Raw genomic sequence first — 26,590 nt, 5'->3', positions numbered from 1 at the left:
CCGATGACGGAGGGGGAGCGGCGGCTCCGGCCGCCCGACAACACACTGAACGAGAGGGCGGTCACCTGGTGGCGGGCGCAGTGGCTGCTGCTCACCCTGGCACCGGTGGCCGTCCTCGCGCTGCTGGGCGCGCTCATAGCCCCGGCCCGCGTCTGGCTGCTGGTGCCCGCCGCCGTCCTGGCCGTGCTCGGCCTGGCCTGCGCGGTCCTCATGCCGATCTGGTGGTTCCGGGTGCACCGCTGGGAGGTGACGGACGAAGCGGTCTACGTCCGCACCGGCTACTTCTGGCAGGAGTGGCGGATCGCGCCGATGTCCCGGATCCAGACCGTCGACACCGTACGGGGGCCGCTGGAGCAGCTGTTCAAGCTCTCCACCGTCATCGTCACCACCGCCTCCTCCAAAGGAGCCGTACGGATCGAGGGGCTCGGCCATGAACTGGCCGCCGAACTGGCCGAGCGGCTGACCCACATCACCCAGGCGACGCCCGGGGACGCGACGTGAGCACGGCCGCCGTCCCCGCGCCCGGGGAGGAGTGGCGCAAGCTCGACAGGCGCACCCTGCTGGTCACCGCCGCCGTCATGACCGGCGTCGCGACCGGCGCGGGAGTACCCACCGCCGTCGGCCTCTCCGGCGGTATGGGGGCCGGGCGCGCGCTCGCCTGGGTACTGCCCGCGGCACTGCTGATGATCGTCTGCGGCATCGGCGCCGACCACGTCCGCTGGCGCCGGACCCGCTACCGCATCGGCCCCGACCGGGCCGAACTCCACACCGGCCTGCTCCTGGTCAAACGCCGCTCACTGGGCCGCGAACGGATCAGGAGCGTCGATCTGACGGCCAATCCCCTGCTGCGGATCCTCGGCCTGGTGAAGGTCCGGATCGGTACGGGGGAGCACAGCGGCGGCGAATCCACCCTGGAACTCGACCCGGTCACCCGCGCGGAGGGCGAGCGCCTCCGTACGGAGCTGCTCGACCGCACCCCCTCCGACACCGCCGGAGCGCACCGGGACGGCATGCTGGCCGTTCTCGATCCCCGCTGGATCCGGTACGCGCCCCTCTCCTTCGTCGCGCCCCTGCTGGGCGGGGCGGCGGCGGGCGGTGTGATGCAGGTCAGCGAGTGGTTCGGGGTCCAGCACGAGGTGATCGACTGGATCGGCGACCGGTTCCGCGACACCTCGATCCTCACGATGATCCTGGTGCTCGTGGTCGCGGCGCTCCTCGCGGGCATAGTCGGCTCGCTCGGCCTCTGGGTCGAGATGTGGTGGAACTACCGGCTGGAGCGCGAGCCCGGCGGCACCCTGCGCGTCCGGCGAGGTCTCTTCACCTCTCGGTCCGTCTCCATGGAGGAGCGCAGGCTGCGGGGTGTGGAACTGGTCGAGCCCCTGGGAGTGCGGCTGGTCGGCGCCGCACGGGTCGACGCCGTCGCCACGGGGCTCGCCCAGGACGACGACAAGCACACCGATCTCAAGACACTGCTGCCGGCCGCGCCGAGGGCCGCCGCGGACCTGGTGGCCGCGCAGGTCCTGCGCGAGACCACGTCCCCGACCGGTGCGGCCGGGCTCACCGCGCACCCGCTCGCCGCGCGCGGCAGACGGCTGCGCTGGGCGGTGGGCTCCGCGCTGGTGCCGGTGCTGGTCCTGCTGATTCCCGGGCTGCTCGTCAGCGACGTGCTGCTCCCCGTCGCCGCCGTCTGCGCGGCGGTGCTGCTGCCCGTCGCGGTGCTGCTCGCGCTCGACGCCTACCGCAGCCTCGGGCACGGACTCAGCGGCGGCTATCTGGTCGCCCGCTCGGGCACGGTCCGCCGTTCCACCGTCGCGCTCCAGCGGGGCGGTGTCATCGGCTGGACGGTCAGGCAGTCGTACTTCCAGCGCCGGGCCGGGCTGTTGACGCTCACGGCGACGACGGCGGCCGGGGACGGGGCGTACGACGTGTACGACGCGGCGGAGGGCGAGGGGCTGGCGTTCGCGGTGCGCGCCGTGCCGGGGCTGCTGGAGCCCTTCCTGGAGAAGTAGCGGGGCTCCTGGCGTGTGCCCCCGGTCGCCGGGCGGGCCGCGGGGCAACCCGCCCGGCCCGCCCGGTGGTACTACTCCGCGGCCCAGCTCGCGCGCACCAACGCCCGCTCCGTGCTGGTGAGATGGAAGGCGGCGGCGAGCCACGCCGACGCGTAGCGGTCCGTCCCGTCGTCGCGGATCCGGCCGAAGGTGTCACGGGTGCGGCGGTCCGCCTCGAAGCCGAGAGCCCCGCTCAGCTCGGCGGCGGTGTGGAACCCGGTGGCCCGCAGCGCGGCGCCGTCGCCGCGCGAGCCGCCGCCGCGGGCGGACTCGGCGACCGCCCGGCGCCCGCCTGCGACGGCGAGTTCCGTCAGACGGCGGACGCGCCAGACGGGGGAGTCGGCCAGCATGTCGGGCCCGGTGTGCTCGGGCGCGGTCGGGGGACAGACGTCGGGCGGCGGGAGATGCGCCCCCTGGAGACGGTCGTAGCCGAGATCGGCACGGTCCAGCCACTCCGGCGGCAGACGCAGGGTCGCCTCGGTGCCCGGCACCGGCCCGACAGCCAGGGGACGCAGGGTGGCGGCGCGATCGGGGTCGATCCGGCCCACCACTCGGACACGGAGGCCGGGGCGAGTGGCGAGCCGCCGCAGATTGGCCGTGTGGGCGAGGTCCGGATGCGGGTGGGCGGCCATCAGCCGGATCAGCGGCCCGGTCGGCGGACCGGCGTCCGGATGCGGCAGTTCACGGGCGAGCAGCTGATCGCCCACGGCTCCGGTGATCACCAGGTCGCAGCCGATCAGTTCGCCGATCCGCCCCGTCTGATCCTCTCCCGTGCCGTCCCCGGTCGAGAGCAGCTCGGTCACGGTCTCGGCCGGCCGGCGGGCGAACAGGGCGGCGGCCGGACCGGACGACCAGGGCAGACCGGCGACGGGGCTGGACCTGACCCCCTTGCCGGAGCCGAGCCGGCCGTCGGGGGAGACCGTCGCGCCGTTGATCAGCAGACCGCCGCGCGAGGGCTGGGCGTGGTCGAGGACCGTCGCGCCGACGGTGACGGGGGCCGTCGCCGCGCCACGCGCACGTGCCGAACCACCTGGCTTGACGTCGGCCACGGAGAACCAGCGGTTGTCGTCGCTGACGAGATGGGTGACCACTCCTCCGTACCCGGTGGCGCTGATCACCGGCTCCCGGCAGACGCCGTGGACGCGCAGCGCACCCCCCGGCCGGTAGCCGCGCCGGGCGGTGCCGATCAGTTCGGGGGAGCCGTCGCCCGCCGCCAACAGGCCGGTGGTGAGCAGGAGTTCACGCAGCGCCGAGACCAGGTCGGCCAGCCTGTGTCCCGCGTGACCCGTCCGGGCTTCGCGCAGGCCGCGCACCACGCGCAGGGCGGCGGCCTCGGCACGGTGCAGTCCGGCCAGCCGGGCGGTGTGTGCGGCGCGCAACAGCTCCGCCTGCGGTATCGCGCCGGCGGCGGGGACACCGGCCGCGAGCACGGCCTTGGCGGCGGACCACAGTCCGGAGGCGGCGGTGATCCGGGCGGGGCTGAGAGCGGCCGGTGCGGCGGGCGTGGCGGGCGCTGCGGATGCGACGGGATCGGCGGGGGCGCGATCTCGCTGCCGAGACCGTCCATCCCCGCCCCGAAGGAGGGACGGAAGCGCTCGTCCGCCGCCAGCGCGAGCAGATCGCGGCGGTCCGCCTCCGGGTCGGCCGCCCACCTGTCCAGATGCAGACGTGGCAACCGGCGCTCACTGGCGGGATCGGCGACCGGCACGTCCAGCGACAGCAGCAGGTCGAGGAGATCCACGTCCTCGTACGGCACGGGCAGGACCGACACGGCCTCGGCTCCGGCCCCGGCTCCGGCCAGCTCCGCGCGCAGCCGTCCGGCGGCCCGCTCCACGAGCGAGAGCAGTGCCGGCATCCGGGCGGCCGTCCTGTGCGAAGAGGACCGGTACTTCGCGAAGCGCAGATACCAGCCGGCCGTTCCGTCCTCCGGCCGCCGCTCGGCCGGCAACGCGGCGTCCAGGAGCCCTTCGGCGGCCCCGCACTCCTCCAGCAACTCAAGCCAGAACTCGGCGCATTCGTTGTCCTCGGGCAGCAGATTCAGCAGGGTCCCGCACGTGGCGGGCTCCCGCCGGGCAAGCGTAACGAGGGCCGGGCGGTGTCCCTTCCACCAGCCGGGCGCCGCCCTCCGCGTCGCCGGGAGGGCGAGCAGCTCGGTCAGATAGGCGCCCTCCGCCTCCACCGGGTCCATCCCGGCGGCCTTCGCCAGCTTGCGCAGATCGGCCGACATCTGGATCGACGGCTCGAACCCCGCGGCCGTACGCCGTACGCAGACCTCACGGAACCGGCGGTACGCCTCGTCGGCGGACACCCGGGCCGAGAGCCCCCGCGCGTGTCCGGTCAGCGCCTTCACCGGCAGCGCCCCGGCCAGCGCGAACTCCAGGAACACCGCGTGCAGCCGCTCCTCGTAGACCGTCAGGCCGTACTGCCTCTCGGCGTCGCGGGCCCGCAGGAACATCTGTCCCGCGAATCCCGGGTTCTCCACCTCGCTGAAGACCCGTCCCGCCCGCTCGAAGAAGGTCGGCAGGAAGTGCGGTACGGAGTCGGCCAGCCGCCCCGCGATCTGCTGGTAGGAGGCCAGCGCCACCTTCGGTTTGGTCTTCGCCTGCCGGGCGATCCCGTTTAGCTCGGGCATGAGCCCCAGTGCCTGACGGCCGTCCCCCGGATGGTGCACCAGCACCCACTCCGGGAAGCCCAGCGACTGCCGCAGCCCCAGCCCGACCTCGGCCGGCTCGCCGTCCGGCTCCAGCCCGAGGAAGCCGACGGCCAGATCCTCGGCCGCACCCAGCTCCCCGGCCACCAGCCGCACCACGACCCGGTCGTCGAGACCCGGGTGCCGGTAGGCGCGTGTGGTCAGCGGGACCGCTCGCTCTCCCGCGTCGGCCGTGCCGGGCGGCAGCACCGCTCCGGCCCGCAGCAACTGCTCGGCCGTGGCCCGCGCTTCGGTCCCGGCCGCCATGGTCTCAGCCTCTGTCCCTGTTCCCGCCGGCACCGTTGCCCCCGTGTCACTCACGCGTTCTCCCCCTCTTCGACCGTGCGGCCGGCGTACAGCGCCGCGGCCATGCGCATCCCCTCGGACCAGGCGACCGGTCCGACCTCCGGCAGCCGCAGCGAGCGTCCGTCCACCACGCTCCAGCTCAGGTCGCCGGTCTCGGGCTCCCCGTACCAGTACGGCTCCCCGATCCACACCGACGCCTCGGTGATCGCCCCGGCCTCCCGTATCCGGCAGGTGGCGTAGCCGCCCGACACCCGGTAGCCGAGCGAGGCCGCCCGCGCCGCCAGGCCGAACCGCGAGTCGTAGGTGCCACCCGCGAAGTCCGACACCGAGGTCGCCTTCTCGACGAGGTCCGCCGGCTTGCGCCAGGTGGCCCGGTGGATCTGCTCCACCCCCTGGGTCAGCCCCAACTCGGCGGCGAACTCACGCAGATCGTCCAGATCGGGATGGTCTCGCCGTCCGGATCGACCACCCGCAGTTCGCCGGAGTCGCCGGCGTCCCGCAGGAAGCCGACCTCGTCCGGACTCCCGCCCATCACCACCATGTCGCGCAGCCCGGCCTGCCACGCCTCGTCGGGCCACACCCGGCCGAGCAGCCCGGTGGGAACGGGCAGGGACGACACCATCCAGCTGTCCACCCGCGCCACGCACTCCGTCGCGTGCCGGTCCAGCCATTGGGCGAGCTTGCGCAGCCGGTCCACCTCGGGATGTGTCTGCACCCCTTTGGGCAGGGTCTTCAACTGCCGCCCCGCGGACCGCCCCGCTGTGGACCTCGCGGTCACCCGGCCTTCCACCAAGGCGACTTCATACCCCTCGCCCGCCGACAGCCAGCCCATTGCGCACGCACCTCTCCCCGTTTACGCACCATGAATCCCGCAGGGGAACGAACCCCGCACTGCGGTAGGGAAAGAACGCTACCGGGACCCACTGACAGCCCGGCCGGGAGAGAGTACCGGGGCAGAACGCACCGCGGCCCGGTCCGTGTGCACGAACCGGGCCGCCCTGTCGGCGATATGACGCTCCATCAGAAGCGCTGTCCGAGGATTCAGGCCGAGCCCGCCGGGTACAGCGCGCGCGGCAGCTTCGACGCCGCCGCCTCGTCCAGCAGCCACAGCGTCCGCGCCCGCCCGTACGCGCCCGCCGCCGGCGCCTGGACCTCGCCCGCGCCGGAGAGCACGATCTCAGCGGCCTCCGCCTTGTCCTCGCCCGCCGCCAGCAGCCACACCTCGTGCGCCGCCCGGATCGCGGGGAGCGTCAGCGAGATCCGCAGCGGCGGCGGCTTCGGCGCGCCGCGCACCGCGACCACCGTGCGCTCGCTCTCGCGGACGCCCGGCAGTTCGGGGAAGAGCGAGGCGACGTGCGTGTCCGGCCCCACGCCGAGCATCAGCACGTCGAAGGACGGGACCCGTGCGTGGTCCTCCGGCCGCGCCGCCGCGGCCAGTTCGGTCGCGTACGCGGCGGCCGCCGCCTCGATGTCGGAGCCGTACGGCCCGTCCGACGCCGGCATCGTGTGCACCCGCGCCGGATCCAGCGGCACCGAGTCGAGCAGCGCGGCCCCGGCCTGCGTGTCGTTGCGCTCCGGGTCGCCGCCGGGCAGGAAGCGCTCGTCGCCCCACCAGAGGTCGAGCCGGGCCCAGTCGACCGCGTCGCGGGCGGGCGCCGCGGACAGCGCGGCCAGCAGCCCGTTGCCGTTGCGCCCGCCGGTCAGGACGATCGACGCGCTGCCGCGCGCGGCCTGGGCGTCCACGATCCTCGTGATCAGCCGGGCCGCCGCGGCCTGCGCCATCAGCTCCTTGTCGCGGTGAACGACGAGCTGCGGAACGCTCACTTCGACGCCGCCTTCCTGGCGGCCGACCCGCGCGCGGGAGCCGCCTTCTCCGCCGCCGGGGCGCCGTCGCCGTCGCCCTCACCCCCGCCGTCCGCCTTCACCGGCTCCAGCCGGTCCAGGCCGAACCGCAGCGTCGCCGCGTACGTGTCGTCCGGGTCCAGCCTGCGCAGCTCCTCGGCGATCAGCTCCGAGGTCTCCCGCCGGTTGAGCGCCACCGCCCGGTCCGGCTGGCCCTCGATGGACAGCGTCGCCAGCGAGCCGTCCGTCCGGCGGAGCTCGATCGGCCCGCAGTCGGTCTCCATCCGTACGGAGGTGAGACCGGGGCCGCCCGAGACCGCGCGGGTGACGGGGACGTGCAGCCGCTGCGCGAGCCACATGCCGAGCAGCTCGCAGCTCGCGTTCAGCTCCTCGCCCTCCACCCGGACCGAGGTGACCTTGCAGTCGACCTGGTCCAGCGCGGCGGCCAGCATCGAACGCCACGGGGTGATCCGGCTCCAGGCGAGGTCCGTGTCGCCGGGTGTGTAGACGGCGGCGCGGGCCTTGAGCTCCGCGATCGGGTTCTCGGCGGCGTAGGTGTCCGTCACCCGGCGCTGGGCCAGTGTGCCCAGCGGGTCCTTGGCGGGGTTGTCGGGCGCGTTGGCCGCCCACCACACCACGACGGGCGCGTCGGGCAGCAGCAGCGGCAGGACGACCGACTGGGCGTGCTCTATGACCTCGCCGTACAGCCGTAGTACGACCGTCTCGCCGGTGCCGGCCTCCACACCGACCCGCACCTCGGCGTCGAGGCGCGCCTTGGACCGGTCGCGCGCCGAGCGGGAGAACCGCTTGACGACGACCAGCTTGCGCGACGGGTGCTCGCGGGACGCCTCGTTGGCGGCCTTGAGCGCGTCGTACGCGTTCTCCTCGTCGGTGACGAGGACCAGGGTGAGGACCATGCCGACGGCCGGGGTGCCGATCGCCCGGCGTCCCTCGACCAGCGCCTTGTTGATCTTGCTGGACGTGGTGTCCGTAAGGTCGATCTTCATGGCCGACGCCAGCTCCGTCCGTGTCGTGCGAGCATTTCGTCCGCCTCGACCGGACCCCAGGTCCCGGACTCGTACTGCGCGGGCTTGCCGTGCTTGTCCCAGTAGTGCTCGATCGGGTCGAGGATCTTCCAGGAGAGCTCGACCTCCTCCGTACGGGGGAAGAGGTTGGAGTCGCCGAGCAGCACGTCGAGCAGCAGCCGCTCGTACGCCTCGGGGCTGGACTCCGTGAAGGACTCGCCGTAGGCGAAGTCCATCGAGACGTCCCGCACCTCCATCGCCGTGCCGGGCACCTTCGATCCGAACCGCATGGTCACGCCCTCGTCCGGCTGGACCCGGATGACCAGGGCGTTCTGCCCCAGCTCCTCGGTGGCCGTGTGGTCGAAGGGGGAGTGCGGGGCCCGCTGGAACACGACCGCGATCTCGGTGACCCGGCGGCCGAGCCGCTTGCCGGTACGGAGGTAGAACGGGACACCCGCCCAGCGGCGGTTGTCGATCTCCACCTTCACCGCGGCGTAGGTGTCGGTCTTCGACTTGGGGTCGATGCCGTCTTCCTCCAGATAGCCGACGGCCTTCTCGCCGCCCTGCCAGCCGGCGGCGTACTGCCCGCGCACCGTGTCCTTGCCGAGATCGTGCGGCAGCCGCACGGCCCCGAGCACCTTGGTCTTCTCGGCGGCCAGGGCGTCCGCGTCGAAGGAGGAGGGTTCCTCCATCGCGGTGAGCGCGAGGAGCTGCAGGAGGTGGTTCTGGATGACGTCACGGGCCGCGCCGATGCCGTCGTAGTAGCCGGCCCGGCCGCCGATGCCGATGTCCTCGGCCATGGTGATCTGCACGTGGTCGACGTACGACCGGTTCCAGATCGGCTCGAAGAGGGTGTTCGCGAAGCGCAGCGCCAGGATGTTCTGGACCGTCTCCTTGCCCAGGTAGTGGTCGATCCGGAAGACCTCGTTGGACGGGAAGACCTCGTGCACGACCTTGTTGAGCTCCTGCGCGGAGGCCAGGTCGTGACCGAACGGCTTCTCGATGACGGCGCGCCGCCAGGAGCCCTCCTTCTGGTCGGCCAGCCCGTGCTTCTTGAGCTGCTTGACGACCTTGGGGAAGAACTTCGGCGGTACGGACAGGTAGAAGGCGAAGTTGCCGCCCGTGCCCTGCACCTTGTCGAGGTCCTCGATGGTGGACTTCAGGTTCTCGAAGGCCTGGTCGTCGTCGAAGTCGCCCTGGACGAAGCGCATCCCCTGGATGAGCTGCTGCCAGACCTCCTCGCGGAACGGCGTACGGGCGTGGGCCTTGACGGCGTCGTGGACCTCCTGCGCGAAATCCTCGTCCTGCCACTCGCGACGGGCGTAGCCGACGAGCGAGAAGCCCGGCGGCAGCAGACCGCGATTGGCGAGGTCATAGACGGCGGGCATCAACTTTTTACGGGACAAATCGCCCGTGACGCCGAAGATGACCAGGCCCGACGGCCCCGCGATACGCGGGAGCCGTCGGTCCGCGGCGTCACGAAGCGGATTCGCTCCGTGGGTTGCGGTCAAGGGTTCAGTCCTCCGAAGGGGCGAGGCGCTGGAGCTCCGCCTCGGTCGACTTGAGCAGGTCGGTCCAGGACTTCTCGAACTTCTCCACGCCCTCGTCCTCCAGCACCTGGACGACGTCGTCGTAGGAGATGCCCAGCTTCTCGATGGCTTCGAGATCGGCGCGCGCCTGGTCGTACGTACCCTTCACGGTGTCACCGGAGACCGCTCCGTGCTCGGCGACCGCGTCCAGCGTGGCCTCCGGCATGGTGTTCACCGTGTGCGGGGCGACCAGGTCGTCGACGTACATCGTGTCCCGGTACGCGGGGTCCTTGACGCCCGTCGAGGCCCACAGCGGGCGCTGCTTGTTGGCCTGGGCCCGGTCCAGCGCCGCCCAGCGGTCGCCGCCGAAAACGTTCTCGTACGCCTCGTAGGCCAGCCGGGCGTTGGCGACGGCGGCCTTTCCGCGCGCGGCCTTCGCCTCGTCCGTGCCCAGCGCGTCGAGCCGCTTGTCGATCTCGGTGTCCACGCGGGAGACGAAGAAGGACGCCACCGAGTAGATCTTGGAGAGGTCGAGACCCGCGTCCTTCGCCTTCTCCAGACCGGTGATGTACGCGTCCATGACCTTGCGGTAGCGCTCCAGCGAGAAGATCAGCGTCACATTGACACTGATGCCATGGGCGATCGTCTCGGTGATCGCCGGGAGCCCCGCCTCGGTGGCCGGGATCTTGATGAGGGTGTTCGGGCGGTCCACCAGCCAGGCGAGCTGCTTGGCCTCGGCGACGGTCGCCCGCGTGTTGTGCGCCAGCCGTGGGTCGACCTCGATGGAGACGCGGCCGTCCTGGCCCTGCGTCTCGTCGAAGACCGGCCGCAGGATGTCCGCGGCGTCACGGACGTCCGCCGTCGTGATCATGCGGACGGCTTCCTCGACGGTGACCCGGCGGGTCGCGAGGTCGGTCAGCTGGGTCTCGTATCCGTCGCCCTCGGAGATCGCCTTCTGGAAGATCGAGGGGTTGGTCGTCACGCCCACGACGTGCTGCTGGTCCATCAGTTCGGCGAGATTGCCGGATGTGATGCGCTTGCGCGACAGGTCGTCGAGCCAGATCGCGACGCCTTCGTCGGAGAGGCGCTTGAGTGCGTCTGTCATGAGAGTTGCATCTCCTACTTGTCGTATACCGGCGTCAGCGCTCTACGGCTGCCAGAGATTCCCGAGCCGCGGACGCGACCGCGTCCGCGGTGAAGCCGAACTCCTGGAAGAGGACCTTGCCGTCGGCCGAAGCGCCGAAGTGCTCCAGCGAGACGACGCGGCCGGCGTCACCCACGAACCGGTGCCAGGTGAGCCCGATACCGGCCTCGACCGCGACGCGCGCCTTCACGGAGGGCGGCAGCACGCTGTCCCGGTACGCCTGGTCCTGCTCCTCGAACCACTCCACCGAAGGCATCGACACCACACGGGTCGCGATCCCCTCGGCCTGGAGCCGCTCGCGCGCCTCGACGGCCAGCTGAACCTCGGAGCCCGTACCGATCAGCACCACCCGGGGCTCACCGCCCTCGGCCTCGAACAGCACGTAACCGCCCTTGGCCGCGCCCTCGTTGGCCTCGTACGTCGGCACGCCCTGACGCGTGAGCGCCAGACCGTGCGGCGCGCCCTTGGCGTGCCGGTTCAGGATCTCGCGCCACGCGATCGCCGTCTCGTTGGCGTCGGCGGGACGCACGATGTTCAGACCGGGGATGGCGCGCAGCACGGACAGGTGCTCGACGGGCTGGTGCGTCGGACCGTCCTCGCCGAGACCGATCGAGTCGTGCGTCCAGACGTACGTGACGGGCACCTGCATCAGCGCGGCGAGCCGCACGGCCGGCCGCATGTAGTCGGAGAACACCAGGAAGGTGCCGCCGTAGATACGGGTGTTGCCGTGCAGCGCGATGCCGTTCATCGTCGAACCCATGGCGTGCTCACGGATGCCGTAGTGCACCGTGCGGCCGTAAGGGTCCGCCTCCGGCAGCGGGTTGTCCGCCGGGAGGAACGACGACGTCTTGTCGATCGTGGTGTTGTTGGAGCCCGCGAGGTCGGCGGAGCCGCCCCACAGCTCGGGGATGACCGCGCCGAGCGCCTGGAGCACCTTGCCGGACGCGGCGCGGGTGGCGACGGCCTTGCCGGTCTCGAAGACCGGCAGCTTCTGCTCCCAGCCGTCGGGCAGTTCGCCCGCGCGGACCCGGTCGAACGTCGCGGCGCGCTCGGGGTTGGCCGTACGCCACGCGGCGAACGTCTTCTCCCACTCGGCGCGCGTCTCGCGGCCCCGGTCGAGCGCCTCACGCGTGTGCGCCAGGACCTCGTCGCCGACCTCGAAGGTCTGCTCGGGGTCGAAGCCCAGCACCCGCTTGGTGGCGGCGACCTCCTCGTCGCCGAGCGCCGAGCCGTGCGCGGCCTCGGTGTTCTGCGCGTGCGGGGCGGGCCAGGCGATGATCGAGCGGGCGGCGATGAACGAGGGCCGCTCGGTCTCGGCCTGCGCCGCCTTCAGCGCGCGCGCCAGACCGGCCGGATCGAGGTCGCCGTCGGGCAGTTGCTCGACGCGCTGGACGTGCCAGCCGTACGACTCGTACCGCTTCAGCGTGTCCTCGGACACGGCCGTCTCGGTGTCACCCTCGATGGAGATGTGGTTGTCGTCCCAGAGCAGGACGAGGTTGCCGAGCTTCTGGTGACCGGCCAGCGAGGACGCCTCGCCGGAGACACCCTCCTGGAGACAGCCGTCACCGGCGATCACCCAGATGGTGTGGTCGAAGGGAGAGGTGCCCGCGGCCGCGTCCGGGTCGTAGAGGCCGCGCTCGTAACGCGCGGCCATCGCCATGCCCACGGCGTTGGCGACACCCTGGCCGAGCGGCCCGGTGGTGGTCTCGACGCCGACCGTGTGGCCGTACTCCGGGTGACCCGGGGTCTTCGAGCCCCAGGTGCGGAACGCCTTCAGGTCGTCCAGCTCCAGGCCGTAGCCCGCGAGATACAGCTGGATGTAGAGAGTCAGCGACGAGTGGCCCGCGGAGAGTACGAACCGGTCGCGTCCGGTCCACTGCGCGTCGGCCGGGTCGTGCCGCATCAGCTTCTGGAAGAGCACGTAGGCGGCGGGGGCCAGGCTCATCGCCGTACCGGGATGGCCGTTGCCGACCTTCTGTACGGCGTCCATGGCCAGGACGCGGACGGTATCGACCGCCTTGCGGTCCAGGTCGGTCCACTCTTCGAGATCTGTGGTGGTCGGCTTGGTGCTCACCCTGAGTCAGGGCTCCTCTCCACATGTCGAATCCCGGTGTCTGAGGGCGCACCGGTTCGCTGCCGAGCCTACCCTCGTGACGCCGCGCGACCAGTCCCGTCCACGTGGGTGAATACCTCTGTAAAGAAGAGACGTCGTCGGGGTGCCGGGCGGATGTCGGGCGCACCTCTCGCGGGCGGCCACGCGGTGACGCCCGCCCCTTCACCACAGGCCCCCACCAGGCGTCAACACGAGCCCACCCCCGCGAAGAACGGCATAGGGGCAACGTCTAGAGTGGCGTGGTACGCGCAAGCCTTTACCGGGCCTTCACGCCCGGAGCTTGCTGGGATTTCTCTGTCTGGGGTGTGCGTGACGGCCGTCGAGTCCCGACCCGCTGGGGTCGTCCTGACTCCGAGCCCGGGGGGCCATCGGCCGTTCGGGGCCCGCGTCAAAGCGTTCGTGGCGCTGACGAAGCCACGGATCATCGAGCTGCTGCTCATCACCACCGTCCCGGTGATGTTCCTGGCCGCCCAGAGCGTGCCGGACATGTGGCTGGTGCTCGTCACCTGCGTCGGCGGTTATCTGTCCGCCGGCGGCGCCAACGCGCTGAACATGTACATCGACCGGGACATCGACGCGATGATGGACCGTACGTCGCAGCGTCCGCTGGTCACCGGCATGGTGTCGCCCCGTGAGGGTCTCGTCTTCGGGCTCTCGCTGGCTGTGATCTCCACGCTCTGGTTCGGACTGCTGGTCAACTGGCTGTCCGCGGCGCTGGCGCTGGGCGCGCTCCTGTTCTACGTCGTCGTCTACACGATGATCCTCAAGCGCCGCACCTCGCAGAACATCGTCTGGGGCGGCATCGCCGGCTGCATGCCGGTCTTCATCGGCTGGTCTGCCGTCACCAACTCGCTGTCCTGGGCCGCCGTCATCCTCTTCCTGGTGATGTTCTTCTGGACGCCGCCGCACTACTGGCCGCTGTCGATGAAGGTCCGCGAGGACTACGCGCGCGTGGGCGTGCCCATGCTCCCCGTCGTCGCGTCCAACCGGACCGTGGCCCGCCAGATCGTGCTCTACAGCTGGGTGATGGTGGTGGTGTCGCTGCTGCTGACGCCGCTCGGCTACACCGGCTGGTTCTACACGTCGGTGGCCGTGGTGGCCGGCGGCTGGTGGCTCTGGGAGGCGCACGGGCTCCAGTCGCGCGCCAAGTCCGGTGCGACGGGCGGCAAGCTGAAGGAGATGCGGCTGTTCCACTGGTCGATCACCTATGTGTCGCTGCTCTTCGTGGCCGTCGCGGTGGACCCCTTCCTTCGATAGAAGGACTACCCGTCGGTAGCATGTCGGTCATGGCAGAGACCGAGGTTGACGAGCAGACCGGCGACGGCGCGCGTGCGAGCCGGCGGGCCGTACTCGACGAACGGCGCGCGGCCCGGCTGGCGAAGCAGATCGGCGCCTTCGCGCGGCGGCACGGCGGCGCCGCCGAGGGGCAGCTCGCGTATCTGGGCCGGGCAGGCACCCGCATCGTGCTGGTGGCGCAGGACGGCGACTGGGGCGACCTGGTCGCCCCCACCCACGACGTGGCGCTGAAGGCCGTCGAGAAGGCGGGAATCACGGTGCACGAGTCCTTCGACGGCGAGTTCGCCGCGAAGGTCCGCACCGGCCCGTACGAGTGGACGCGCATGGCGGGCATCCAGATCGGCGGCCCGGACAACGACCAGGGCGCGTCCGCGAAATAGCCCCGTCCGGGCGACCCTCGCCGGGCCGGGAAGCGCACCTGGTCACGCCCCAGGGGCTGTTTCGGCGCGGGGTCGGCCAACACTCGGGCACGCTTTTCCCGTTAGGACTGTAGGGATACGGTCCACGACGGGAAGCGCCATGATCGAGACAACGACTCTGGTGGACCAGAACTGCCACGGCGTCCTCCGTACGGAGCTGGGCCTCGGCACCTTCGAGGCCCAGCTCGGCCGGACCGCAGGACCCCCCGCCGCGGGCACCACCTTCTTCGACACCCAGACCGGATTCGCCGTACGGCGCTGGTGCCCGCCGCTCCTCGGACTGGAGCCGCACACCTCACCCGCCGGCTATCTCGCCAGGCGCCGGGAGCTCGGCGTCCTGGAGGCCGGGCGGCGGCTGCTGCGGGGCACCGGCGTCACCACCTATCTGGTCGACACCGGGCTGCCCGGTGATCTGACCGGGCCCGAGGAGATCGCCGCGGCCGGCGCCGCCGAGGCCCGCGAGATCGTACGGCTCGAACTCCTCGCCCGGCAGGTGGCCGACACCTCGGGCACCGTCGACTCGCTGCTCGCCAATCTCGCCCACGCCGTGCACACGGCGGCCGAATCGGCCGTCGCCTTCGTGTCCGTGGCCGCCCTGCGCCACGGCTCCGTCCCGGCCGACGATCCGCCCGGCCCCGGCGAGGTCCGTACGGCCGCCGGGCGCTGGCTCGCCCGGCGACGGGTGGGCGGGCGGCTGACCGACCCCGTACTGCTGCGCCATCTGCTGTGGACCGCCGTCGCCACGGGGCTGCCGCTCCAACTGCACGCGGGCGGCGGCGAGGGGTGCCGGGCCGACTGCCCCGACGGCGGTCCGGCGCGGATCGCGGGCTTCGCGGCGGCCACCGCCGGGCTCGGCACCGATCTGGTGCTGCTGCACGGCCTGCCGTACCACCGGCACGCCGCCCGGCTCGCCGCGGCCCATCCGCATGTGTACGTGGATCTCGGCCCGGCCCTCGCGCACACCGGGGCCCGCGCGGCGGACGTACTGGCGGAGGTGCTGGAACTGGCGCCGTTCGGGAAGCTGCTCTACTCCAGCGGCGCGCGGGGACTGCCCGAACTGCACGTGGTGGGCGCCAGGGTGTTCAGACAGTCGCTGGCGCGGGTGCTCGGCGGCTGGGTGGCGGACGGCTCGTGGGCGCTGGCCGACGCGCAGCGCGTGGCGGAGATGATCGCCTCGGGCAACGCCCGCCGGGTGTACGGCCTGGACGGTATGTGACGGCCCGTCAGGCCGCTCGGGTCGGCCGGACCGGACGGACCCCTCAGGCGGTGGACAGCGCCGGGTCGGCCGGGTCCGCCTGAGCCGGGATCTCCGGGTCCGCCACGGGCCGCTCACGCAGACTCAGGGCCAGGCGCAGCACCGCGACCCAGGTCAGCGCGGAGCCGAGCATATGGACGCCGACCAGGAACTCGGGCACGTCGGTGAAGAACTGGACGTAACCGATACCGCCCTGCGCGAGCAGCACGATCAGCAGGTCACGCGCCCGCGCGCGGATGTCGTCCGGGGCGTCCACCACACGCAGCACCAGCCACATCGCGATCGCCAGCGCGCAGACCGCCCAAGCCGCCGCCGCGTGCACGTGCGCCGCGTCGATCCAGTCCCACGGCATGCGCGGCACCTCGCTGCTGTCGCCCGCGTGCTTGCCGGAACCGGTCACGGTCGTCCCCAGGGTGACCAGGAGCACCGTGGTGACGATCAGCGCCCAGGACAGCTTCCGTACGGGACGCGGGACCCGGGGCCGGGGCGTCGTGTCGCCCTCGTGGGTGCGCTTCCAGACGAGGACCGTGACGGTGAGCAGGGCGTTGGCGAGCAGGAAGTGGACGGCCACCGTCCAGGGGTTCAGCTCCATGTGGACCGTGATGCCGCCCATGACGGCGTTCACCACCACGAGCCAGAACATGCTCCACGCGAGCCGGGTGAGACCGCGCCGGCGGGGCTTGACCGACCGGGCGGCGACGATCGCCCAGCCGACGGCGGCCGACAGGACGTACGTCAGCATCCGGTTGCCGAACTCGATCGCGCCGTGCAGACCCTGCTCGGGTGTCGCGAACAGGCTGTCGTCGGTGCACTTCGGCCAGGTGTCGCAGCCGAGCCCGGAGCCCGTGAGCCGGACCGCGCCGCCGGTGACGATGATGACGACGGTCATCACGACGGCGGAGAGCGCGGCGCGGCGCAGGACACGGGGGGAGGGCGTCCAGCGCCGGGCGATGTAGTCGAGGGGGTTCCACACGGCAACCATGGTAGGCGGGGGTTTGTGAACGCAGTCACGAGGGGGTCCCCGCGCGCCCCGGCGCGCTACTCCCAGCGGAAGAAGCGGGCCGCCGCTCCGAGCCCGAGCACCGCCCAGACGGCCAGCACCCCGAGCTCGCCCCAGGGCATCCCCGCACCGTGCCGGAGCACCTCCCGCAGCCCCTCGGAGAGGGCCGAGATCGGCAGCAGACCGAGCAGCGTCTGCGCCGTGTCCGGGAACTTGTCCAGCGGCACGATCACACCGCCGCCCACGAGCAGCAGTACGAAGACCAGATTCGCCGCGGCCAGCGTCGCCTCGGCCTTGAGCGTGCCCGCCATCAGCAGGCCGAGCCCGGAGAACGCCGCCGTACCGAGGACGAGCAGCAGGAGTACGGCGAGAGGGCCGCCCTCCGGCGACCAGCCGAGCGCCAGCGCGATGACAGTCAGCAGCACGATCTGGAGCACCTCGGTGACCAGGACGGAGAGCGTCTTGGCGGTCATCAGCGCCCAGCGCGGCAGCGGCGAGGCGCCGAGCCGCTTCAGTACCCCGTACCGGCGCTCGAAGCCGGTCGCGATGGCCTGCCCGGTGAAGGCGGTCGACATCACGGCCAGCGCGAGGACGCCGGGCGTGAGGAAGTCGACCGGCGCGCCCGCGCCCGTGTCGATGATGTCGACCGTCGAGAACAGCACCAGCAGCAGACTCGGGATGATCACGGTCAGCAGCAGCTGCTCGCCGTTGCGAAGCAGCATCTTCGTCTCGAAGACCGTCTGCGCCGCGATCATCCGCGACAGCGGCGCCGCGCCCGGCGCGGGCGCGTATCCGCCGGTGCCCGTGCCCTCGTCCGCGCCCGTCCGTGTACCGGCGCTCATGGCCGCAGCTCCTTGCCGGTCAGTTCGAGGAAGACGTCCTCCAGCGTGTGCCGCTCGACGGAGATCCTGTCCGGCATCACCCCGTGCTGCGCGCACCAGGACGTCACCGTCGCGAGCAGCTGCGGGTCGATCGTGCCGCCGATCCGGTACACGCCCGGCGCCGGCTCGGCGGCGGCAGACCCGTCGGGCAGTGCCTTGAGCAGCGAGCCGAGGTCGAGTCCGGGGCGGCCGGTGAAGCGCAGGGTGTTCTCGGCGCCGCCCCGGCACAGCTCCTCGGTGGTCCCGTGCGCCACCACCCGGCCGGCGTCGACGATGGCGACCTCGTCGGCCAGCTCCTCGGCCTCGTCCATGAAGTGCGTGGTCAGGACGGTGGTCACGCCGTCGGCGCGCAACTCGCGCACCAGGTCCCAGGTGGACCGGCGGGCCTGCGGGTCGAGCCCCGCCGTCGGCTCGTCCAGGAACACCAGCTCGGGCCGGCCGACGAGCGCCATGGCGAGTGAGAGCCGCTGCTGCTGGCCGCCGGAGAGCCGCCGGTAGGCCGTGCGTCCGCAGCCGCCGAGTCCCAGGCGCTCGATCAGTTCGGTCACGTCCAGCGGGTTCGCGTGCAGGGCGGCCATATGGCGGAGCATCTCCTGCGCGCGGGCGCCGGAGTAGACGCCGCCGGACTGGAGCATCACCCCGATGCGGGGGCGCAGCCGGGCGGCGTCGGCGACGGGATCGAGTCCGAGGACGCGCACCGTGCCCTCGTCCGGCCTGCGGTAGCCCTCGCAGGTCTCGATCGTGGTGGTCTTGCCGGCTCCGTTGGGGCCGAGGACGGCGGACACCGTGCCCGCCCGGAACGTCAGATCCAGGCCGTTCACCGCGGCCCTGGTCCCGTACCGCTTGACCAGGCCCCGGACCTGGACCACCGGCTCTCCGACGACGCTGCGCATGCCGTGAGTCTAGGCAGCGGCCCCGCGCGTTCCGGGTCCGGGGGCGCTTCTTAGGTGACCCTAAGTGACGTAGGGCACCACTCGTCGTACCGGACGGCTGTTGTCACTCTCGAAGGAATTACGCAACAATGGCGTTGTGAAATACGTTGGCGAGGCTCCGCAGGAGGAACTCGCGACCGGTGAGCGCTCGACGCGCAACCGGGTCGCGCGCTCCATCCTGGACCACGGCCCGTCCACGGTCTCCGACCTCGCGGGGCGTCTGAAGCTCACCCAGGCCGCCGTCCGCCGCCATCTCGACGCGCTGGTCGCCGACACCGTCGTGGAGCCGCGTGACCAGCGAGTCTACGGCTCACGAGGGCGTGGCAGGCCCGCCAAGGTGTTCGCCCTGACCGACTGTGGCCGGGACGCCTTCGACCAGTCGTACGACAAGCTCGCCGCCGACGCCATCGAGTGGATCGCCCGCGGCGCGGGCGGCGGTGCCCGGGGTGACGCGGCTGTCGCCGCCTTCGCCCGTGACCGGATCGCCACCCAGGCGGAGGCGTACCGGGAAGCGGTCGAGGACGCCGCCCCCGAGAAACGCACGGAGGCACTCGCGAAGGCGCTGAGCGCCGACGGGTACGCTGCTACGGCTCGTAGCGCTCCGAACCAGCAGGGCGAGCAGCTCTGCCAGCACCACTGCCCGGTGGCCCACGTGGCCGAGAAGTATCCGCAGTTGTGCGAGGCGGAGACGGAGTTCTTCTCCGAGCTGCTGGGCACCCATGTGCAGCGGCTGGCGACCATCGCCCACGGTGACGGGGTGTGCACGACGTTCATCCCCCACGGAGCCGGGCACGGCGCGCCACCCGGTACTTCACGGGCCGGCCGCACCCCGGGGCCCGACACCCCACAGACCGATCCACCGCAGATCAGCCAGCAGACCGAAGATCAAGCATCCGAAAGCACGGCCGGGAGGAACCCCGCATGACGCTCCCCACGGAGACCGCCCATCCTGAGCTCGACGGACTGGGCAAGTACGAATACGGCTGGGCCGACTCCGACACCGCAGGCGCCACGGCGAAGCGCGGGCTCTCCGAAGAGGTCGTGCGCGACATCTCGTCGAAGAAGAACGAGCCCGAGTGGATGCTGAAGCTCCGTCTCAAGGGCCTCAAGCTGTTCGGCAAGAAGCCGATGCCGAGCTGGGGCTCCGACCTGTCGGGCATCGACTTCGACAACATCAAGTACTTCGTCCGGTCCACGGAGAAGCAGGCGGAGTCCTGGGAGGACCTGCCCGAGGACATCAAGAACACCTACGACAAGCTCGGCATCCCCGAGGCGGAGAAGCAGCGCCTCGTCGCCGGTGTCGCGGCCCAGTACGAGTCCGAGGTCGTCTACCACCAGATCCGCGAGGACCTGGAGGAGCAGGGCGTCATCTTCCAGGACACCGACACCGCGCTCAAGGAGCACCCGGAGCTCTTCCAGGAGTACTTCGGCACGGTCATCCCGGTCGGCGACAACAAGTTCGCGTCGCTGAACTCGGCCGTGTGGTCCGGCGGTTCGTTCATCTACGTGCCGAAGGGCGTGCACGTCGAGATCCCGCTCCAGGCCTACTTCCGTATCAACACCGAGAACATGGGCCAGTTCGAGCGGACGCTGATCATCGTCGACGAGGACGCCTACGTCCACTACGTCGAGGGCTGCACGGCGCCGATCTACTCCTCGGACTCGCTGCACAGCGCCGTCGTCGAGATCATCGTCAAGAAGGGTGGCCGCTGCCGTTACACGACCATCCAGAACTGGTCGAACAACGTCTACAACCTCGTCACCAAGCGTGCCGTGGCCTACGAGGGCGCGACCATGGAGTGGGTCGACGGCAACATCGGCTCCAAGGTCACCATGAAGTACCCGGCCGTCTACCTGATGGGCGAGCACGCCAAGGGCGAGACCCTGTCCATCGCCTTCGCGGGCGAGGGCCAGCACCAGGACGCCGGCGCCAAGATGGTCCACATGGCTCCGAACACCTCGTCCAACATCGTCTCCAAGTCGGTGGCGCGAGGCGGCGGCCGTACCTCCTACCGGGGGCTCATCGAGATCGGTGAGGGCGCGCCCGGATCCAAGTCCAACGTGCTCTGTGACGCGCTGCTGGTCGACACGGTCTCGCGCTCCGACACCTACCCGTACGTGGACGTCCGCGAGGACGACGTGTCGATGGGGCACGAGGCGACGGTCTCCAAGGTCTCCGAGGACCAGCTCTTCTACCTGATGAGCCGTGGCATGACCGAGTTCGAGGCCATGGCGATGATCGTGCGCGGCTTCGTCGAGCCGATCGCCAAGGAACTGCCCATGGAGTACGCCCTGGAGCTCAACCGGCTCATCGAGCTCCAGATGGAAGGCTCCGTCGGCTGACGCTTCCCCGAGCGCCAGTCCGCAGAAGCGACCGATTCCCCAAGAGGCAGAGAGAGAGCACGACGACAGCCATGGCTGAGGCTCAGAACATTCCGGTGGGTTCCACCACCGCCGGTTCGATCGCGGTGGCCGCCGAGTCGACCGTCGCCACGCGCATGAGCGCGCCGCCGTCCTACGACGTCGCGGACTTCCCGGTTCCGCACGGTCGCGAGGAGGAGTGGCGGTTCACGCCGCTCGAGCGGCTGCGCGGTCTCCAGGACGGTACGGCCGTCGCCGACGGCCGTATCCGTACGGAGGTGTCCGCCCCCGCGGGCGTCGTCCAGGAGACCGTCGGCCGCGACGACCCGCGCGTGGGCAGGGCCGGTACGCCGGTGGACCGGGTCGCCGCGCAGGCGTTCACCTCGTTCGAGAAGGCGTCGGTCGTCTCCGTTCCCAAGGAGACCGTGCTCACCGAGCCGATCCGGATCACCGTGCACGGCCAGGGCGGTACCGCGTTCGTGCACCAGGTGATCGAGCTGGGCGCCTTCGCCGAGGCGGTCGTGGTCATCGACCACACCGGTGACGCGGTGGTCGCCGCCAACGTCGACTTCCTCGTAGGTGACGGCGCCAAGCTGACCGTCGTCTCCGTGCAGGACTGGGACGACAAGGCCGTCCATGTCTCCCAGCACAACGCGCTGGTCGGCCGGGACGCCTCGTTCAAGTCGATCGTGGTGACCTTCGGCGGCGACGTCGTACGGCTCCACCCGCGCGTGCGGTACGCGGCCCCCGGCGGCGAGGCCGAGCTGTTCGGCCTGTACTTCACCGACAAGGGCCAGCACCAGGAGCACCGCCTCCTGGTCGACCACAACGCCCCGCACTGCAAGTCCAACGCCGTCTACAAGGGCGCGCTCCAGGGCGACGACGCGCACGCCGTCTGGATCGGCGACGTGATCATCCGCGCCGTCGCCGAGGGCACCGACACCTACGAGATGAACCGGAACCTGGTTCTCACGGACGGCGCCCGCGTCGACTCCGTGCCGAACCTGGAGATCGAGACCGGCGAGATCGCCGGCGCCGGTCACGCCTCGGCCACCGGCCGGTTCGACGACGAGCAGCTCTTCTACCTGATGTCGCGCGGCATCCCGCAGGTCGAGGCCCGCCGCCTCGTCATCCGCGGCTTCTTCGCCGAGCTGGTCCAGCAGATCGGACTGCCCGACGTGGAGGAGCGCCTGATCGCCAAGATCGAGGCGGAGCTGGAGGCATCGGTCTGATGAACTTCGTCCGAGTCTGTGGACTGACCGAGCTGGAGGAAGGCACCCCCAAGCGGGTCGAACTCGACGGCGTACCGGTCTCCGTCGTCCGTGCCGAGGGCGAGGTGTTCGCGATCAACGACATCTGCTCGCACGCCAACGTGTCCCTTTCCGAGGGCGAGGTCGAGGACTGCTCGATCGAGTGCTGGCTGCACGGCTCCAGTTTCGACCTGCGTACCGGCAAGCCGAACGGTCTGCCCGCGACGCGCCCCGTCCCCGTATACCCCGTACAGATCCAAGGGGACGATGTGCTCGTCTCCGTCACCCAGGAGTCCTGAGTCACCCATGGCAACCCTTGAAATCAACGACCTGCACGTCACTGTCGAGGCGGAGGGCGGTGCCCGCGAGATCCTCAAGGGCGTCGACCTGACCGTCAAGCAGGGCGAGACGCACGCCATCATGGGCCCCAACGGCTCCGGCAAGTCGACCCTCGCGTACTCCATCGCGGGCCACCCCAAGTACACGATCACCGGTGGCACCGTGACGCTGGACGGCGAGGACGTCCTGGACATGACCGTCGACGAGCGCGCCCGCGCCGGGCTCTTCCTCGCGATGCAGTACCCCGTCGAGGTCCCCGGGGTCTCGGTCTCCAACTTCCTGCGCACCTCCGCCACCGCCATGCGCGGCGAGGCACCCAAGCTGCGTACGTGGGTGAAGGAGGTCAAGAGCGCGATGGAACAGCTCCAGATGGACCCCGCGTTCGCTGAGCGCAACGTCAACGAGGGCTTCTCCGGCGGCGAGAAGAAGCGCCACGAGATCCTCCAGCTCGAACTGCTCAAGCCCAAGGTCGCGATCCTCGACGAGACGGACTCCGGTCTGGACGTCGACGCGCTGCGGGTGGTCTCCGAGGGCGTCAACCGCGTCCGGGAGAGCGGAGAGGTCGGCACGCTGCTGATCACGCACTACACGCGGATCCTCCGCTACATCAAGCCCGACTTCGTGCATGTCTTCGCGCAGGGCCGTATCGCCGAGTCCGGCGGCGCCGAGCTCGCGGACAAGCTGGAGAACGAGGGCTACGAGGCGTACGTGAAGGGTGGCGTATCCGCGTGACACAGCCGTCAGGCCTCCTCACCGGGCCGGACCGACTGCTCGACGAGGCGGTCCGCAAGGACTTCCCCCTGCTGGACCGGCTGGTCCACGACGGGAAGAAGATCGTCTACCTGGACAACGCGGCGACGTCCCAGAAACCGCGCCAGGTACTCGACGCCCTCAACGAGTACTACGAGCAGCACAACGCCAACGTGCACCGCGGCGTCCACGTGCTCGCCGAGGAGGCCACGGCGCTCTACGAAGGGGCGCGCGACAAGGTCGCCGCCTTCATCAACGCGCCGAGCCGCGACGAGGTGATATTCACCAAGAATGCCTCCGAGTCGCTCAACCTCGTGGCGAACATGCTGGGCTGGGCCGACGAGCCCTACCGGGTGGACCACGAGACCGAGATCGTCATCACGGAGATGGAGCACCACTCCAACATCGTGCCGTGGCAGCTGCTCTCGCAGCGCACCGGAGCGAAGCTGAAGTGGTTCGGCCTCACCGACGACGGCCGGCTCGACCTGTCGAACATCAACGAGGTCATCACCGAGAAGACGAAGATCGTCTCCTTCGTGCTGATCTCGAACATCCTGGGCACGGTCAACCCGGTCGAGGCGATCGTCCGCCGCGCGCAGGAGGTCGGCGCGCTGGTGCTGATCGACGCCTCGCAGGCGGCCCCGCACGTCGCGGTCGACGTGCAGGCGCTCCAGGCCGACTTCGTGGCCTTCACGGGCCACAAGATGTGCGGCCCGACCGGTATCGGCGTCCTGTGGGGCCGCCAGGAGCTGCTGGAGGACCTTCCGCCGTTCCTCGGCGGCGGCGAGATGATCGAGACCGTGTCGATGCACTCCTCCACCTACGCCCCGGCGCCGCACAAGTTCGAGGCGGGTACGCCCCCGATCGCCCAGGCCGTCGGCCTCGGCGCGGCCGTGGACTATCTGAGCGCGATCGGCATGGACAGGATCGCCGCGCACGAGCACGCCATCACCGAGTACGCGGTGCAGCGGCTGCTGGAGGTCCCCTCCCTGCGGATCATCGGCCCGTCCACGGCCGAGGAGCGCGGTGCCACGATTTCCTTCACACTCGGAGACATCCACCCGCACGACGTGGGGCAGGTGCTGGACGAGCAGGGCATCGCGGTCCGGGTCGGTCATCACTGCGCACGGCCGGTCTGCCTGCGGTACGGAATTCCGGCGACCACGCGGGCGTCGTTCTATCTGTACTCCACGCGGTCCGAGGTCGACGCTCTGGTCGACGGACTGGAGCACGTCCGTAATTTCTTCGGATGAGGGATTGACCGGTGAAGCTGGATTCCATGTACCAGGAAGTCATCCTGGATCACTACAAGCACCCCCACGGGCGCGGTCTGCGGGACGGCGACGCGGAGGTGCACCACGTCAATCCGACGTGCGGTGACGAGATCACGCTCCGCGTGAAGTACGACGGCTCGCGCGTCGCCGACGTGTCGTACGAGGGCCAGGGCTGCTCCATCAGCCAGGCCAGCGCCTCCGTGCTGAACGACCTGCTGGTCGGCAAGGAGCTGGCGGACGCGCAGAAGATCCAGAGCACCTTCCTGGAACTGATGCAGTCCAAGGGCAGGATCGAACCCGACGACGCGATGGAGGAGGTGCTGGAGGACGCCGTGGCGTTCGCCGGCGTCTCCAAGTACCCCGCCCGTGTGAAGTGCGCGCTGCTGAGCTGGATGGCGTGGAAGGACGCGACGGCCCAGGCACTGGGCGACACCGCGCAGAAGGAGACCGCATGAGCGAGAACGAGACCGTGACGATGAAGCCGGCCTCCGAGGAGGAGGTCCGCGAGGCGCTGTACGACGTCGTCGACCCCGAGCTGGGGATCGATGTCGTCAATCTGGGCCTGATCTACGGCGTCCACATCGACGAGTCCAACGTCGCCACCCTCGACATGACACTGACGTCCGCGGCCTGTCCGCTGACCGACGTGATCGAGGACCAGGCGAAGTCGGCGACGGAGGGCATCGTCAACGAGCTGAAGATCAACTGGGTCTGGATGCCCCCGTGGGGTCCCGACAAGATCACGGACGACGGCCGCGAGCAGCTGCGCGCGCTGGGCTTCAACGTCTGAGGCGACCGCCTCACCGGCCGACGCGAGCGGGCCCCACGATCACCCGGTGATCGTGGGGCCCGCTCGCGTGCACGCCGTTCATGGTCCGGCCGGGGGAGGGGTCCCAGTAGTTCTCGCCGAAAAAACAACGCTAAGTGATCGGCTCCGGAAGTCCTTCGGGGGTTGATCAAGCTGCCACTGCGACGGAGGATTCCTTCTGGTGATCGGTGGTGTGCCGATCGAGTCTGGCCAGCAGATCATCCAGGTCGGAGGTGGTGAACCTCCACTGGAACGGCTGTGCCGTGGCGTTGTAGCGGTCTTCGAATGCTCGGAGCCGGTCCCGGACCTGGGTCAGGTCTGTGAAGTCGTTGGGTGAGACGACCTTGCGCTGCACGATCGAGAAGAAGATCTCGATCTGGTTTGTCCAGGATGCGCGGACGGGGGTGTGGACCATGACCGCGTTCGGAAACTCCGTGGTCAGACGGTCGACGGCCTTCTTCCCCCGGTGGGAGGAGCCGTTGTCGACGATCCAAAAGACGCGCTTCGCGCTGGCGTAGGGCTCCTGCGTCATGACCTGTTCGACCAGGGCCATGAACCGCGGGATGCCGGTGGTGGCCTCGCATCGGCCGAAGACTCTCGCCCGGTGGACGTCGTAGGCGGCCAGGTAGGCCACGGCACCGCCGCGGCCGTACTCATGGTTGACGCGCATCGCCCGGGCCCGGCCTGGAGCGAGGGTCGGGTGGCAGCGGCATCGGGCCTGGACCGAGGTCTTCTCGTCACTGGAGATTACGTACTCGTCCGCGCCGAGGGATTCTCCTTCGTAAGTGCGGGCGTAGAGGTCAAGGATGCACTGGGCCTTGGCGCGGAAGTCCGGGTCCCGGATGAAGATCCAGGACTGGTACTGCCAGGGCTTGAGCGCGTCCTGGCGAAGCCAGCGGCGCACGGTGGATGCCGAGACGGTGTCGGTGACACCGCGTGCGGTCAGTTCGGCGGCCAGTTCCGGGCACGACCAGCGTGACAAAGGCACCCCTGTCTCGGCCGGGAGCTGACAGGCCAGGGCCTTGGCCTCGGCAACCTGCACGGGGGTGAAGCGGGCCGGGTGCCCGCTGCGCTTGCGGTCGGCCAGGGCCGGCAGGCCACTGTCGGCGAACCGGCTCCGCCAGGTGCGCACGGTGTCCACGTGCACTCCCATCTCGACCGCGATCCGCGCGTTGGACCTGCCCCGAGCCGCCAAGAGCACGATCCGAGACCGGACCCTGGCCTGGTGCGGAGTCAGATGACCATAGGCCGCCTTCTTCAACCGGTGCCTCTCTGCGGCGGTCAGGGCTATCGGGCGGGCAGCAGGAACAGGCAAGGCAGACAAGCCGA

General features: G+C 70.7%; 23 protein-coding genes and 1 pseudogene. 13 read left to right on the top strand and 11 right to left on the bottom strand.

Annotated elements, in window-relative coordinates; genetic code table 11:
* Positions 1–3 precede the first annotated feature (3 nt).
* Both SSPS47_RS07000 and SSPS47_RS06995 read left to right on the top strand, forming a co-directional pair.
* Positions 4–501 carry a PH domain-containing protein gene (locus tag SSPS47_RS07000; protein WP_164249555.1) on the top strand — a complete coding sequence of 166 codons (498 nt, stop codon included), beginning with the start codon at positions 4–6 and terminating at the stop codon, positions 499–501.
* Positions 498–2,009 carry a PH domain-containing protein gene (locus SSPS47_RS06995; protein WP_239064798.1) on the top strand — a complete coding sequence of 504 codons (1,512 nt, stop codon included), beginning with the start codon at positions 498–500 and terminating at the stop codon, positions 2,007–2,009. Before SSPS47_RS07000 ends, SSPS47_RS06995 begins: the two co-directional genes overlap by 4 nt.
* 1,225 nt (positions 2,010–3,234) lie before the next feature.
* Here SSPS47_RS06995 and SSPS47_RS35230 read toward each other — a convergent pair.
* The 7 genes and pseudogenes from SSPS47_RS35230 to tkt form a co-directional block, all read right to left on the bottom strand.
* A complete protein-coding gene (locus SSPS47_RS35230) occupies positions 3,235–5,004 on the bottom strand; it encodes a hypothetical protein (RefSeq protein ID WP_343234867.1) in 1,770 nt (589 codons plus the stop codon).
* A gap of 50 nt (positions 5,005–5,054) precedes the next feature.
* Positions 5,055–5,875: pseudogene (locus tag SSPS47_RS06985) on the bottom strand (DUF4132 domain-containing protein).
* A gap of 209 nt (positions 5,876–6,084) precedes the next feature.
* On the bottom strand, positions 6,085–6,867 hold the full coding sequence (gene pgl, locus SSPS47_RS06980) for a 6-phosphogluconolactonase (protein ID WP_164249554.1): 783 nt from the start codon (positions 6,865–6,867) through the stop codon (positions 6,085–6,087).
* The gene (gene opcA, locus SSPS47_RS06975; protein WP_164249553.1) at positions 6,864–7,892 is read right to left on the bottom strand and encodes a glucose-6-phosphate dehydrogenase assembly protein OpcA; all 1,029 of its coding nucleotides are present in this window, start codon (positions 7,890–7,892) and stop codon (positions 6,864–6,866) included. The genes pgl and opcA overlap by 4 nt, the downstream gene beginning before the upstream one ends.
* Positions 7,889–9,421, bottom strand: coding sequence for a glucose-6-phosphate dehydrogenase (zwf, locus tag SSPS47_RS06970; protein ID WP_147872185.1), 1,533 nt, complete (start codon positions 9,419–9,421; stop codon positions 7,889–7,891). Before zwf ends, opcA begins: the two co-directional genes overlap by 4 nt.
* 4 nt (positions 9,422–9,425) lie before the next feature.
* Complete coding sequence (tal, locus tag SSPS47_RS06965; protein ID WP_164249552.1) at positions 9,426–10,544, bottom strand: transaldolase; 1,119 nt, start codon at positions 10,542–10,544, stop codon at positions 9,426–9,428.
* Positions 10,545–10,578: 34 nt separating this feature from the next.
* Complete coding sequence (gene tkt / locus SSPS47_RS06960; RefSeq protein ID WP_164249551.1) at positions 10,579–12,657, bottom strand: transketolase; 2,079 nt, start codon at positions 12,655–12,657, stop codon at positions 10,579–10,581.
* Positions 12,658–13,005: 348 nt separating this feature from the next.
* On the opposite strand from tkt, the gene SSPS47_RS06955 reads away from it, so the two are divergent.
* The 3 genes from SSPS47_RS06955 to SSPS47_RS06945 all read left to right on the top strand — a co-directional run bounded on the left by SSPS47_RS06955 (position 13,006) and on the right by SSPS47_RS06945 (position 15,627).
* Positions 13,006–13,953: a heme o synthase gene (locus SSPS47_RS06955; protein ID WP_147872179.1), complete on the top strand. Its 948-nt coding sequence runs from the start codon at positions 13,006–13,008 to the stop codon at positions 13,951–13,953.
* 29 nt (positions 13,954–13,982) lie between these two features.
* Positions 13,983–14,372, top strand: a complete 390-nt coding sequence (locus tag SSPS47_RS06950) for a hypothetical protein (RefSeq protein ID WP_164249549.1) — start codon at positions 13,983–13,985, stop codon at positions 14,370–14,372.
* Between the two features lie 139 nt (positions 14,373–14,511).
* Positions 14,512–15,627 (top strand): amidohydrolase family protein, encoded by a 1,116-nt coding sequence (locus tag SSPS47_RS06945; RefSeq protein ID WP_164249547.1) that lies wholly within the window; start codon positions 14,512–14,514, stop codon positions 15,625–15,627.
* Between the two features lie 43 nt (positions 15,628–15,670).
* Here the strand turns inward: SSPS47_RS06945 and SSPS47_RS06940 are convergent, their stop codons facing one another.
* The 3 genes from SSPS47_RS06940 to SSPS47_RS06930 all read right to left on the bottom strand — a co-directional run bounded on the left by SSPS47_RS06940 (position 15,671) and on the right by SSPS47_RS06930 (position 18,440).
* The gene (locus tag SSPS47_RS06940; protein ID WP_164249545.1) at positions 15,671–16,648 is read right to left on the bottom strand and encodes a COX15/CtaA family protein; all 978 of its coding nucleotides are present in this window, start codon (positions 16,646–16,648) and stop codon (positions 15,671–15,673) included.
* A gap of 56 nt (positions 16,649–16,704) precedes the next feature.
* On the bottom strand, positions 16,705–17,421 hold the full coding sequence (locus SSPS47_RS06935) for an ABC transporter permease (protein ID WP_239065227.1): 717 nt from the start codon (positions 17,419–17,421) through the stop codon (positions 16,705–16,707).
* Between the two features lie 83 nt (positions 17,422–17,504).
* Positions 17,505–18,440 carry an ABC transporter ATP-binding protein gene (locus SSPS47_RS06930; protein ID WP_164249541.1) on the bottom strand — a complete coding sequence of 312 codons (936 nt, stop codon included), beginning with the start codon at positions 18,438–18,440 and terminating at the stop codon, positions 17,505–17,507.
* A gap of 136 nt (positions 18,441–18,576) precedes the next feature.
* On the opposite strand from SSPS47_RS06930, the gene SSPS47_RS06925 reads away from it, so the two are divergent.
* The 8 genes from SSPS47_RS06925 to SSPS47_RS06890 all read left to right on the top strand — a co-directional run bounded on the left by SSPS47_RS06925 (position 18,577) and on the right by SSPS47_RS06890 (position 25,243).
* On the top strand, positions 18,577–19,404 hold the full coding sequence (locus SSPS47_RS06925) for a metalloregulator ArsR/SmtB family transcription factor (protein ID WP_164249539.1): 828 nt from the start codon (positions 18,577–18,579) through the stop codon (positions 19,402–19,404).
* The gene (gene sufB / locus SSPS47_RS06920; RefSeq protein ID WP_147872166.1) at positions 19,401–20,822 is read left to right on the top strand and encodes a Fe-S cluster assembly protein SufB; all 1,422 of its coding nucleotides are present in this window, start codon (positions 19,401–19,403) and stop codon (positions 20,820–20,822) included. The genes SSPS47_RS06925 and sufB overlap by 4 nt, the downstream gene beginning before the upstream one ends.
* 71 nt (positions 20,823–20,893) lie before the next feature.
* Positions 20,894–22,072, top strand: coding sequence for a Fe-S cluster assembly protein SufD (gene sufD, locus SSPS47_RS06915; RefSeq protein WP_147872163.1), 1,179 nt, complete (start codon positions 20,894–20,896; stop codon positions 22,070–22,072).
* The gene (locus SSPS47_RS06910) at positions 22,072–22,389 is read left to right on the top strand and encodes a bifunctional 3-phenylpropionate/cinnamic acid dioxygenase ferredoxin subunit (protein WP_147872161.1); all 318 of its coding nucleotides are present in this window, start codon (positions 22,072–22,074) and stop codon (positions 22,387–22,389) included. The genes sufD and SSPS47_RS06910 overlap by 1 nt, the downstream gene beginning before the upstream one ends.
* Before the next feature lie 7 nt (positions 22,390–22,396).
* Positions 22,397–23,161, top strand: coding sequence for a Fe-S cluster assembly ATPase SufC (sufC, locus tag SSPS47_RS06905; RefSeq protein WP_147872159.1), 765 nt, complete (start codon positions 22,397–22,399; stop codon positions 23,159–23,161).
* A gap of 35 nt (positions 23,162–23,196) precedes the next feature.
* The gene (locus SSPS47_RS06900) at positions 23,197–24,432 is read left to right on the top strand and encodes a cysteine desulfurase (RefSeq protein WP_147872323.1); all 1,236 of its coding nucleotides are present in this window, start codon (positions 23,197–23,199) and stop codon (positions 24,430–24,432) included.
* Positions 24,433–24,443: 11 nt separating this feature from the next.
* On the top strand, positions 24,444–24,908 hold the full coding sequence (gene sufU / locus SSPS47_RS06895) for a Fe-S cluster assembly sulfur transfer protein SufU (protein WP_164249537.1): 465 nt from the start codon (positions 24,444–24,446) through the stop codon (positions 24,906–24,908).
* Positions 24,905–25,243 carry a metal-sulfur cluster assembly factor gene (locus SSPS47_RS06890; protein ID WP_078077928.1) on the top strand — a complete coding sequence of 113 codons (339 nt, stop codon included), beginning with the start codon at positions 24,905–24,907 and terminating at the stop codon, positions 25,241–25,243. The genes sufU and SSPS47_RS06890 overlap by 4 nt, the downstream gene beginning before the upstream one ends.
* A 166-nt stretch (positions 25,244–25,409) precedes the next feature.
* Here SSPS47_RS06890 and SSPS47_RS06885 read toward each other — a convergent pair whose 3' ends face one another.
* Entirely contained in the window at positions 25,410–26,522 is a 1,113-nt protein-coding gene (locus SSPS47_RS06885) for an IS630 family transposase (protein ID WP_164254425.1), read from the bottom strand.
* Positions 26,523–26,590 lie beyond the last annotated feature (68 nt).

The organism is Streptomyces sp. S4.7, assembly GCF_010384365.1.
Lineage (GTDB): Bacteria > Actinomycetota > Actinomycetes > Streptomycetales > Streptomycetaceae > Streptomyces.
Note: the sequence above shows the minus strand (reverse complement) of the source record. Positions and strands in the feature narration are given on the sequence as shown.

What these genes read in the sequence shown, in the direction of transcription:
- sufC (WP_147872159.1), top strand. Translation starts at nt 22,397, where the DNA reads ATGGCAACCCTTGAAATCAACGACCTGCACGTCACTGTCGAGGCGGAG.
- SSPS47_RS35230 (WP_343234867.1), bottom strand. Translation starts at nt 5,004, where the DNA reads ATGGCGGCCGGGACCGAAGCGCGGGCCACGGCCGAGCAGTTGCTGCGG.
- SSPS47_RS06945 (WP_164249547.1), top strand. Translation starts at nt 14,512, where the DNA reads ATGATCGAGACAACGACTCTGGTGGACCAGAACTGCCACGGCGTCCTC.
- tal (WP_164249552.1), bottom strand. Translation starts at nt 10,544, where the DNA reads ATGACAGACGCACTCAAGCGCCTCTCCGACGAAGGCGTCGCGATCTGG.
- SSPS47_RS06940 (WP_164249545.1), bottom strand. Translation starts at nt 16,648, where the DNA reads ATGGTTGCCGTGTGGAACCCCCTCGACTACATCGCCCGGCGCTGGACG.
- SSPS47_RS06950 (WP_164249549.1), top strand. Translation starts at nt 13,983, where the DNA reads ATGGCAGAGACCGAGGTTGACGAGCAGACCGGCGACGGCGCGCGTGCG.
- sufB (WP_147872166.1), top strand. Translation starts at nt 19,401, where the DNA reads ATGACGCTCCCCACGGAGACCGCCCATCCTGAGCTCGACGGACTGGGC.
- SSPS47_RS06910 (WP_147872161.1), top strand. Translation starts at nt 22,072, where the DNA reads ATGAACTTCGTCCGAGTCTGTGGACTGACCGAGCTGGAGGAAGGCACC.
- SSPS47_RS06930 (WP_164249541.1), bottom strand. Translation starts at nt 18,440, where the DNA reads ATGCGCAGCGTCGTCGGAGAGCCGGTGGTCCAGGTCCGGGGCCTGGTC.
- SSPS47_RS06890 (WP_078077928.1), top strand. Translation starts at nt 24,905, where the DNA reads ATGAGCGAGAACGAGACCGTGACGATGAAGCCGGCCTCCGAGGAGGAG.
- sufD (WP_147872163.1), top strand. Translation starts at nt 20,894, where the DNA reads ATGGCTGAGGCTCAGAACATTCCGGTGGGTTCCACCACCGCCGGTTCG.
- SSPS47_RS07000 (WP_164249555.1), top strand. Translation starts at nt 4, where the DNA reads ATGACGGAGGGGGAGCGGCGGCTCCGGCCGCCCGACAACACACTGAAC.
- SSPS47_RS06935 (WP_239065227.1), bottom strand. Translation starts at nt 17,421, where the DNA reads ATGATCGCGGCGCAGACGGTCTTCGAGACGAAGATGCTGCTTCGCAAC.
- opcA (WP_164249553.1), bottom strand. Translation starts at nt 7,892, where the DNA reads ATGAAGATCGACCTTACGGACACCACGTCCAGCAAGATCAACAAGGCG.